Here is a 10,326-nt window from a genome sequence, read left to right on the forward strand (position 1 = left end):
GGCAGAAGGTGCAAAATTCAGGCATGTTAGCGGCGCGCGAGCCCGAAGGCCAGCGGGTCCGCATGACAACAAGATCAGGCAGGAGGAGGGATTTCCGTGAGAGTGCTACTGGTCGAGGACCATGACGAACTGGCCACCTGGGTGACGCAGGCGCTGCGCGCCATGCATTTCACCGTGGAGCGCGCCGCCGACGCGGCCAGCGCCGAATCGCTGCTGTTCAGCACGCACGCCGGCGCGGCCGGGGCGGGCGGCATCGACTACGCACTGGTCCTGCTGGACCTCACCCTGCCCGACCGCGACGGGCTGGACCTGCTGGCACGCCTGCGCAAGCGCGGCTGCCGCGTGCCGGTCATGATCCTGACCGCGCGCGGCGAGGTGGGTGATCGTGTCAAGGGCCTGGACCTGGGCGCCGACGACTACATGGCCAAGCCTTTCGACCTCGCCGAGTTCGAGGCGCGCGTCAAGGCGCTGCTGCGGCGCGCGCGGCAGACCGAGGCGCCGCTGGTGATGTGCGGCGGGCTCGGCTTCGATACCGTGGCGCGGCATTTCCAGGTGGGCGGCGTGCCGCTGGCGCTGACGCCGCGCGAGCACGCGGTGCTGGAGATCCTGATGACCCCGCCGGGCAAGACGGTGAGCAAGGACCGCATCTACGCCAGCATCTTCACGCTGGCCGACGAGACCCAGCCCGACGTGATCGAGGTCTACGTGCACCGGCTGCGGCGCAAGCTCGAGGGTTCGGGCGCCGCCATCGTCACCTTGCGCGGGCTTGGCTACGTGCTGGAGCCCGGCGGTGGCTGAGCCGGGCAGGCGCCGGGCGCGTCCCGCCAGCCTGCGCGCGCGCCTGCTCTGGTGGCTGATCCCGCCGATGCTGCTGCTGCAGGCCGTGTACGGCGTGGTGGCTTACTCGAACGCCCTGGCCTCGGCCGACCTGGCCTACGACCGCACCCTGCTGGCGTCGGCGCGCAATATCTCCGAGCGCATCACGCTCACGCCGGAGGGCGTGCGCGTGGATGCGCCCTATATCTCGCTGGACACCTTCGAGGTGGGCATGAACGCCACCATGTTCTATCGCGTGAGCGGCGTGCGCGGCGAATTCGTCTCAGGCTACGACGACCTGCCGCCGTTCGATTCCAGCCAGCCGCGCACCAAGCTCTATCCGGCGCTGGTGAGCTTCTATGACCGCACCTACCGCGGGCAGCCGATCCGCATCGCCGCGCTGCGCCAGCCGGTGATGGACGCCAGCGGCACGCACGGGGGCATGGCGCTGATCGAGGTGGGCGAGACTCTCGATTCGCGCCAGGCGCTCACCCGCAACATCCTGTTCGACGTGCTGTGGGGCCAGGCCATGCTGGTGCTGGCCGTGGTGCTGGTGATCTGGCTGTTCACGCGGCGCGCGCTGGCGCCGCTCGATGCGCTGCGCGCCGAAGTGGCGCGGCGCCAGCCCGGTGCCACCACGCCGCTCCCGCTGGACAGCGCGCCGCGCGAGACCGCGCCGCTGGTGCAGGCGATGAACGGCTACATGGCACGGCTGGAGCAGATGCTGGCTGCGCAGCGCCGCTTTGTCGCCGACGCCGCGCACCAGTTGCGCACGCCGCTGGCGGTGCTGCACACGCAGGCGCAGCTGGCCGCACGCGAGCACGACCCCGCCGAGCAGCGCCGCATCGCCCAGGGCCTGGCCGACAGCACCGCGCGCATGGCCGCGCTGGCCGACCGGCTGCTGTCGATGGCGCGCGCCGCGCACGGCGGCGCCGAAGCGCCGCGCCCGCTGGACCTGGCGGCGTTGCTGTGCGAGGTCTGCCTGGAACTCATGCCGGCGGCGCGCGCGCGCCGCATCGACCTGGGTTTCGAGGGCGAGTGCGCGCAGCCGGTAAGCGGCACCGAGCTGCTGCACGAACTGGCTACCAACCTCGTCGAGAACGCGCTGCGCTACACGCCGGCCGGCGGCGTGGTGACCGCGCGCGTCTATCGCGACGGCGATGCGGTGGTGCTCGAGGTGGAGGATGACGGCCCCGGCATCGCGCCGGCGGAGCGCACCGCGGTGCTGGAGCCGTTCTACCGCGGCAAGCCGGCGCGGGCCGGCGAAGCCGCGCCGGGCGGATCGGGCCTCGGGCTCACCATCGTGCGCGACATTGCCGCCGCGCACGGTGCATCGCTGGTGCTGCTCGATGGTGCGGCAGGCAAGGGACTGCTGGCGCGGGTGTGCTTTCCCGCAGCCTAGGGCGGCGGGTGCCTACCGCTTCGCCGACACGGCCGCCGGCAGCGCGCCCTGCGTGCCGGCCGGCGGCGGCATATTGCCCGGTGCCGGCGGCCTGGGCAGGTCGGGCGCGTTGAGCGGCGAGGCGGGCTGCGAGGCGGGCTGCGAGGCGGGCGCCGGAACTTGCGCGCTGTCCGGCACGATATGCCAGCCGCCGCCCAGCGCCTTGATCAGCACCGCGCTGGTGGTGTACTGGCGGCCCGCGATGGTCAGGGCGGTACGCTCCGCCGTGTAGGCCGTGGTCTGCGCGGTCAGCACGTCGAGCAGGCTGGCGGTGCCGGCGCGGTAGCGGTTGTTGACCAGCGCCAGCGCGTCGCGCGCGGTACGCAGCGCATCGTTCTGCACCACGGCCTCCTGCTCGAGCAGGCGCGCGGCGGCCAGGCTGTCTTCCACTTCCTGGAAGGCGCTGAGCACGGTCTGGCGGTAATTGGCCACGGTCTGGTCGTAGGCGGCCACCGCCTGCGCCTTGGCCGCGCTGCGCAGGCCGCCGTCGAACAGCGTGCCGGCCAGCGCCGGGCCGATCGACCAGATCCGGTCCGGCAGCGACAGCCAGTGTGCCAGCGTACTGGCGGACAGGCCGCCGGTGGCCGACAGCGTCAGCGTGGGGTAATAAGCCGCCTGCGCCACGCCGATCTGCGCATTGGCCGCAGCCATGCGGCGCTCGGCCGCGGCGATGTCCGGGCGGCGCTCGAGCAGCGCCGACGGCACCACGGTGGGAACGCGCGGCACATTGACGGCGTAGTCCGTCGGCGTGACGGACAGGTCCGCGGGCGGCTTGCCGGTCAGGATGGCGATGGCGTGCTCCAGCTGCGCGCGCGTGATCTGGATGTCGATCTGCAGTGCCTGCGCGCTCTTGAGCTGGCTCTCGGACTGCAGCACATCGGAGCGTTGCGCGGTGCCGGCCGCATACTGGTTGCGCACGAGTTGCAGCGAGCGGGCGTAGTCGGCCACGGTGCGGTCCAGCGCGGCCTTCTGCTGGTCGGCGATGCGCAGCAGGAAGTAGCTCTGCGCCAGCGTGGACTGGGTCGACAGCAGGGTCGAGGCGAGATCGGCCTGGCTGGCCTGCGCGCTGGCATCACTGCTCTCCACCTGGCGGCGCACGCGGCCCCACAGGTCGATCTCCCAGCTGGCCGACAGCGTCGCGCTCTGGCCGTTGCCGATCTGGCCGTTGCTGCCGCGCGTGCGGTCCAGTCCCGCGGCAGCTCCCACGGTGGGGAAGTAGCCGGCGCGGGCGGATTGCAGCGCGGCCTGCGCCTGCCGGTATTGCGCCTCGGCCGCCTTGATGTTCTGGTTGGAGATCTGCACCTGCGACATCAGCGCATCGAGCTGCGGGTCGTTGAAGACCGACCACCAGTTGCTGCGCTCGCTCGCGTCCTGCGGCTCGGCGGGTTTCCACTGGCCCCACTGCGTGCTGTCGGCGCGCGCTTCCTTGAAGGCCGGCGTGTCGGGCGCATCGGGGCGCTTGTAATCGGGCCCCACCGCGCAGCCGGCCAGCAGCAGCGCGCAGGCCAGCGTCAGCGCGCTGGCCGGGAAGGAGGGGACAGGGATGCGGAAGAGGGTGTTCATGGATCGCATTCAGGGTTCGAGGCTGGCCGTGGCCGGGGGCACGGAAGCGCGGCGCTGGCGCCAGGCTTTTACCTTGAGGCGCCAGCGGTCCAGCGTCAGGTAGACCACGGGCGTCGTGTAGAGCGTCAGCAACTGGCTGACCAGCAGGCCGCCGACGATGGAGATGCCCAGCGGCGCGCGCAGCTCGGCGCCGTCGCCGCGGCCGATGGCCAGCGGGATGGCGCCCAGCAGGGCGGCCATGGTGGTCATCAGGATGGGCCGGAAGCGCAGCAGGCAGGCCTGGTAGATGGCCTCGCGCGGCGACAGGCCCGCGCGCCGCTCGGCATCGATGGCGAAGTCGATCATCATGATGGCGTTCTTCTTGACGATGCCGATCAGCAGGATCACGCCGATCAGCGCGATGATGCTGAAATCGGTGCCCGAAGCCAGCAGCGCCAGCAGCGCGCCCACCCCGGCCGACGGCAGCGTGGACAGGATGGTGAGCGGGTGCACATAGCTCTCGTASAGSATGCCGAGCACGATGTAGATGGTGATCAGCGCGGCCAGGATCAGCAGCGGCTGGCTCTTGAGCGAATCCTGGAAGGCCTTGGCGCTGCCCTGGAAATTGGCCTGCAGCGTCTCCGGCACGCCGATGCGCGCCATCTCAGCCTTGACCGCGTCGGTCGCCTGCGACAGCGAGACGCCCTCGGCCAGGTTGAAGGAGATGGTGGACGCGGCGAACTGGCCCTGGTGGTTCACGCCCAGCGGCGTGCTGGTGGGCGCCACGCGCGCGAAGGCCGACAGCGGGACCCGCCTGCCGCCGCCGGTGACCACGTAGACATCCTGGAGCGCATGCGGTCCCTGCAGGTACTCCGGGCTCAACTCCATCACCACGCGGTACTGGTTGAGGGGGTTGTAGATGGTGGACACCAGGCGCTGGCCGAAGGCGTCGTTGAGCACGGCATCGATCTGCTGCGCCGTGACGCCGAGCTTGGAGGCGGTGTCGCGGTCGATGGTCACCGTGGTCTGCAGGCCCTTGTCGTTGGTGTCGGTGTCGACGTCCTCCAGGCCCTTGAGGTTGGACAGCGCCGCGCGCACCTTGGGCTCCCACTCGCGCAGCACGTCGAGATCGTCGGACTGCAGCGTGAACTGGTAGGCCGAGCTGCTCTGGCGCCCGCCGATGCGGATGTCCTGCACCGAGGTCAGGAACAGGCTGGCGCCGGGCTCCTTGGCCAGCTTGCCGCGCAGGCGGGCCACGATGGCGTCGGCCGATTCGCGCTCGGAAATCGGCTTGAGCGTGACGAACATCTGGCCGGTATTGCGCTGCGAACCGCCGGTGAAGCCGGTGACATTGACCACTGCGGGATCGGACTGGACGATCTTGATGAAGTTGTCGAGCTTGATGCGCATGGCCTGGAACGAGGTGGCCTGGTCGGCGCGGATAAAGCCGATCAGGCGCCCGGTATCCTGCTGCGGAAAGAAGCCTTTGGGCACGATCGTGTAGAGCCAGACATTGAGGCCGATGGTGGCCAGCAGCACCAGCCACACCAGCGCGCCATGGCGCAGCGCCACCGCCAGCGTGCGCGCGTAGCGGTCGTGCATCCAGGTGAACACGCGCTCGCTGGCGCGGTAGAAGCGGCCCTGCCGTTCCGGGCGCACCGGCTTGAGCAGGCGCGCGCACATCATCGGCGTGGCGGTCAGCGAGACCACCAGCGACACCAGGATCGCCACCGACAGGGTGACGGCGAATTCCTGGAACAGGCGGCCGACGATGCCGCCCATCATCAGCAGCGGGATGAACACGGCGATCAGCGACAGGCTCATCGACAGCACCGTGAAGCCCACCTCGCGCGAGCCCCTCAGCGCGGCCTCGAGCGGCTTCATGCCTTCCTCGATGTGGCGGGAGATGTTCTCCAGCACCACGATGGCGTCGTCCACCACGAAGCCGGTGGCAATGGTGAGCGCCATCAGCGACAGGTTGTTCAGAGAGAAGCCTGCCAGGTACATCACCGAGAACGTGCCGATCAGCGACACCGGCACGGCTACGCTTGGGATCAGCGTGGCGCGCACATTGCGCAGGAACAGGAACACCACCATGATCACCAGCGCCACCGAGATCATCAGGGTGCGCTCCACCTCGCGCAGCGAGCCGCGGATGGTGGGCGTGCGGTCCATCATCACTTCCATCTTGATGGCCGACGGGATCATCATCTGCAGCGAGGGCAGCATCTCGTTGACGCGGTCGACGGTCTCGATGATGTTGGCGCCGGGCGAGCGGTTGAGCACCAGCAGCACCGAGGGCTGGCCGTTGGCCGAGCCGGCGTTGCGGATGTCCTGCACGGAGTCGGTCACGCGTGCCACGTCGGACAGGCGGACCGGCACCGCGAACGAGTTGGGCCCGCCGCTGCTGGTATTGCCGCCGGTGGCGCCGGACGAGATGGTGGTGGTGCCGCTGCTGGTGGTCAGCGTGGTGGTGGTCACGCCGTTGACGGTCTTGGTGCTGACACCACCGCCGGCGGTGGCGTTGGCGGTGCTGGCGATGAGCGCGCCGGCCGAGGCCGAGGAATAGGTGCCCGGCGTGGCGTAGCGGATGATCAGCGGCATGTAGTCCGCCGCCTTCATGGCCTGGTCGTTGGCGTAGACCTGCCAGTTGGTGGTGCTGTTCTCGAGCGAGCCCAGCGGGCGGTTGGCGTTGGTCGCGCTGATGGTGTTGCGCACGTCCTCGAGCGAGACGCCGTACTTGTTGAGCGCGGTCGGGTTGAGCTCCACGCGCACCGCGGGCAGCGACGAGCCGCCGATGGTCACCTGCCCCACGCCCTCGATCTGCGACAGYTTCTGCGAGAGGATSGTSGAGGCSGCGTCGTAGAGCTGSCCGCGCGTCATGGTSGGCGASGTSAGCSCGATGATCATGATCGGCGCGTCGGCCGGGTTGACCTTGCGGTAGGTGGGGTTGCTCGGCAGGCTGGTGGGCAGCGTGGCGCGCGAGGCGTTGATGGCGGCCTGCACGTCGCGCGCGGCGCCGTCGATGTCGCGCGAGAGTTCGAACTGCAGCGTGATGCGGGTCGAGCCCAGCGAGCTGCTGGAGGTGATCTCCGTCACGCCGGCGATGGCGCCGAGCGCGCGCTCCAGCGGCGTGGCCACCGTGGCGGCCATGGTCTCGGGGCTCGCGCCGGGCAGCGACGCCGACACCGAGATGGTGGGGAAGTCCACCTGCGGCAGCGGCGACACCGGCAGCAGCCGCAGCGCCGCCAGCCCCGCGAGCAGGATGCCGATGGTCAGCAGCGCGGTGGCGACCGGGCGGTGGATGAAGGTGGCCGAGAGATTCATCACGGCCTCGGCTCCCCGGCGGGCGCGCCGGTGTCGGGGTCGCCGAAGCGGCGCTGGCGCCAGTCCTTGAGGCGGCAGGCCAGGCGGTCGAAGGCCAGGTAGATCACCGGCGTGGTGAACAGCGTCAGCACCTGGCTGACCAGCAGGCCGCCCACCATGGTGACGCCCAGCGGGCGGCGCAGCTCGGAGCCGATACCGCTGCCGAGCATCAGCGGCAACGCCGCCAGCAGGGCCGCCATGGTGGTCATCAGGATCGGGCGGAAGCGCAGCAGGCAGGCCTGGAAGATCGCCTCGCGCGGCGCCATGCCGCCTTCGCGCTCGGCCTCGAGCGCGAAGTCGATCATCATGATGGCGTTCTTCTTGACGATACCGATCAGCAGGATGATGCCGATGATGGCGATGATGCCCAGGTCCTGCCCGGACACCAGCAGCGCCAGCAGCGCGCCCACGCCGGCCGATGGCAGGGTGGAGAGGATGGTCACCGGGTGGATGGTGCTTTCATACAGCACGCCCAGCACGATGTACATCGTGATGACCGCCGCCAGGATCAGCCAGAGCGTGTTGGACAGCGACGCGCGGAACGCCAGCGCCGCCCCCTGGAAGTCGGTCTGCATGGAGATCGGCAGGCCGATTTCCTTCTCGACCTTGGTGATCTTGTCGACCGCCGCGCCCAGCGACTCGCCGTGCGCGAGGTTGAACGAGATGGTGGCCGCGGGGAACTGCCCCTGGTGGTTGACCACCAGCGCGCCGGTGCGTTCGCTGATGCGCGCGAAGGCGCCCAGCGGCACCTGGCCGCCGGACGACGACGGCAGGCGCAGCTCGGCCAGCGATTGCGGGTCGGTGCGGAACTCGGGCATGGCCTCCAGCACCACGCGGTACTGGCTGGCCTGGGTAAAGATGGTCGACACCAGGCGCTGGCCGAAGGCGCTGTAGAGCGCGCTGTCGATCACCGCCGTGGTGATGCCGAAGCGCGCCGCGGCGTCGCGGTCGATATCCACGTAGGCGCGCAGGCCGTTGTTCTGCTGGTCGCTCGCCACGTCGCGCAGCTCGGGCTCCTGCTTGAGCCGCTCGACCAGGCGCGGCACCCAGGTGGCCAGCGTGGCCGGGTCCGGGTCCTGCACGGTGAACTGGTACTGGGTGCGCGAGACGCGGTCCTCGATGGTCAGGTCCTGGACCGGCTGGGTATAGAGCGAGACGCCGCCGAGCTTGTCGACCGCGGCCTGCAGGCGGCGCGTGACGTCCTCGATGGAATCGCTGCGCTCGTCCTTGGGCTTGAGGTTGATCAGCAGGCGTCCGGCGTTGAGCGTGGTGTTGGTGCCGTCCACGCCGACGAACGAGGACAGGCTTTCCACCGCCGGGTCTTCCAGCACCACCTTGGCCACCGCCTGCTGCTTGAGCTGCATGGCGGGGAAGGAGGTGGTCTGAGAGGCTTCGGTGATGCCCTGGATCACGCCGGTGTCCTGCACGGGGAAGAAGCCCTTGGGCACCACCAGGTAGAGCAGCACGGTGAGCACCAGCGTGCCGACCGCCACCAGCAGCGTGGCCGTCTGGCGGTCCAGCACCCACTCCAGCGCGCGGCCGTAGCGCGCGATCACGTTGTCGAAGAAGCGGCCGGTGGAACGGTGAAAGCGCGACAGCTTCTCTTCCGGCACATGGCGCAGCAGGCGCGCGCACATCATCGGCGTGAGCGTCAGCGACACCACCGCCGAGATCAGGATCGACACCGCCAGCGTGATGGCGAACTCGCGGAACAGCCGCCCCACCACGTCGCCCATGAACAGCAGCGGGATCAGCACGGCCACCAGCGAGAAGGTCAGCGAGATGATGGTGAAGCCGATCTGCTTGGAGCCTTTGAGCGCGGCCTCCATGGGTGAGTCGCCGTCCTCGATGTAGCGCATGATGTTCTCGATCATCACGATCGCATCGTCGACCACGAAGCCCGTGGCGATGGTCAGCGCCATCAGCGTGAGGTTGTTGATCGAGAAGCCCGCCAGGTACATCACGCCGAAGGTACCCACCAGCGACAGCGGCACCGCCACGCCCGGGATGATGGTGGCCGGCACGTTGCGCAGGAACACGAAGATCACCATCACCACCAGCGCCACCGCCAGCAGCAGTTCGAACTCCACGTCGCGCACCGAGGCGCGGATGGTGGTGGTGCGGTCGGTGAGCTGCTGCACCTTGACCGAGGCCGGCAGCGAATTCTGCAGCTGCGGCAGCAGCGCCTTGATGCGGTCCACCACCTCGATCACGTTGGCGCCGGGCTGGCGCTGGATGTTCAGCACGATGGCCGGCTTGTCGTTGGCCCAGGCCGCCAGGCGGCTGTTCTCCGGGCCGTCGACGATATTGGCCACGTCGGTGATGCGGATCGGCGCGCCGTTCTGGTAGCCGACGATGATCTGGCGGTATTCGTCGGCGGACTTGAGCTGGTCGTTGGCGTCGATGGTGGAGGCGCGCGCGGGGCCGTCGAAGCTGCCCTTGGCGCCGTTGACGTTGGCGCTGCCGATGGCGGTGCGCAGGTCGTCGATCGACATGCCGAGCGCGGCCAGCGCGGTGGGGTTGGCCTGGATGCGCACGGCCGGGCGCTGCCCGCCGCTGATGCTGACCAGGCCCACGCCCTGGAGCTGCGAGAGTTTCTGCGCCACGCGCGTGTCCACCATGTCCTGCAGCTTGGGCAGCGGCATGGTGTCCGAGGTCATGGCCAGGGTCATGATCGGCGCGTCGGCCGGGTTGACCTTGCTGTAGACCGGCGGCATCGGCAGGTCGGCCGGCAGCAGGTTGCCGCCGGCGTTGATGGCCGCCTGCACCTCTTGCTCGGCCACGTCCAGCGACAGCGTCAGCTCGAACTGCAGCGTGATCACCGAGGCGCCGCCCGAGGACGACGACGACATCTGCTTGAGGCCCGGCATCTGGCCGAACTGGCGCTCCAGCGGCGCCGTGACCGAGGAGGTCATCACGTCCGGGCTGGCGCCCGGGTAGAGCGTGGTGACCTGGATGGTCGGGTAGTCCACCTCGGGCAGCGCCGACAGCGGCAGCAGCTTGAAGGCGACCAGCCCCGACAGCAGGATGGCGAGCATCAGCAGCGCGGTGGCGACCGGCCGCTCGATGAAGAGGCGTGAGGGGTTCATGCTTCGGTGTCCTTACTGCGGCTGGCGCGGCGCCTGGCCGGCCGGAGCTGCCGGGGCGCCGCCGCCCGCGGC

General features: G+C 69.7%; 5 protein-coding genes. 2 read left to right on the plus strand and 3 right to left on the minus strand.

All coding sequences use genetic code 11. The features are described 5' to 3' along the window. The first annotated feature begins 96 nt into the window (after positions 1–96). A complete protein-coding gene (locus AB4Z48_RS32155) occupies positions 97–798 on the plus strand; it encodes a response regulator (RefSeq protein ID WP_441621528.1) in 702 nt (233 codons plus the stop codon). Then, on the plus strand, positions 791–2,218 hold the full coding sequence (locus AB4Z48_RS32160; RefSeq protein ID WP_441621530.1) for a sensor histidine kinase: 1,428 nt from the start codon (positions 791–793) through the stop codon (positions 2,216–2,218). Before AB4Z48_RS32155 ends, AB4Z48_RS32160 begins: the two co-directional genes overlap by 8 nt. Positions 2,219–2,230: 12 nt before the next feature. Here AB4Z48_RS32160 and AB4Z48_RS32165 read toward each other — a convergent pair whose 3' ends face one another. Genes AB4Z48_RS32165 through AB4Z48_RS32175 form a run of 3 tightly spaced genes read right to left on the minus strand, consistent with a single transcriptional unit; the run spans position 2,231 to position 10,254 of the window. Beyond that, positions 2,231–3,829: an efflux transporter outer membrane subunit gene (locus AB4Z48_RS32165; RefSeq protein ID WP_441621531.1), complete on the minus strand. Its 1,599-nt coding sequence runs from the start codon at positions 3,827–3,829 to the stop codon at positions 2,231–2,233. Then, positions 3,830–7,126, minus strand: coding sequence for an efflux RND transporter permease subunit (locus AB4Z48_RS32170; protein WP_441621540.1), 3,297 nt, complete (start codon positions 7,124–7,126; stop codon positions 3,830–3,832). Continuing rightward, a complete protein-coding gene (locus AB4Z48_RS32175; RefSeq protein ID WP_441621533.1) occupies positions 7,126–10,254 on the minus strand; it encodes an MdtB/MuxB family multidrug efflux RND transporter permease subunit in 3,129 nt (1,042 codons plus the stop codon). Before AB4Z48_RS32175 ends, AB4Z48_RS32170 begins: the two co-directional genes overlap by 1 nt. Positions 10,255–10,326 lie beyond the last annotated feature (72 nt).

The organism is Cupriavidus sp. 2TAF22, from assembly GCF_052115045.1.
In the GTDB taxonomy this organism is placed as follows: Bacteria; Pseudomonadota; Gammaproteobacteria; order Burkholderiales; family Burkholderiaceae; genus Cupriavidus.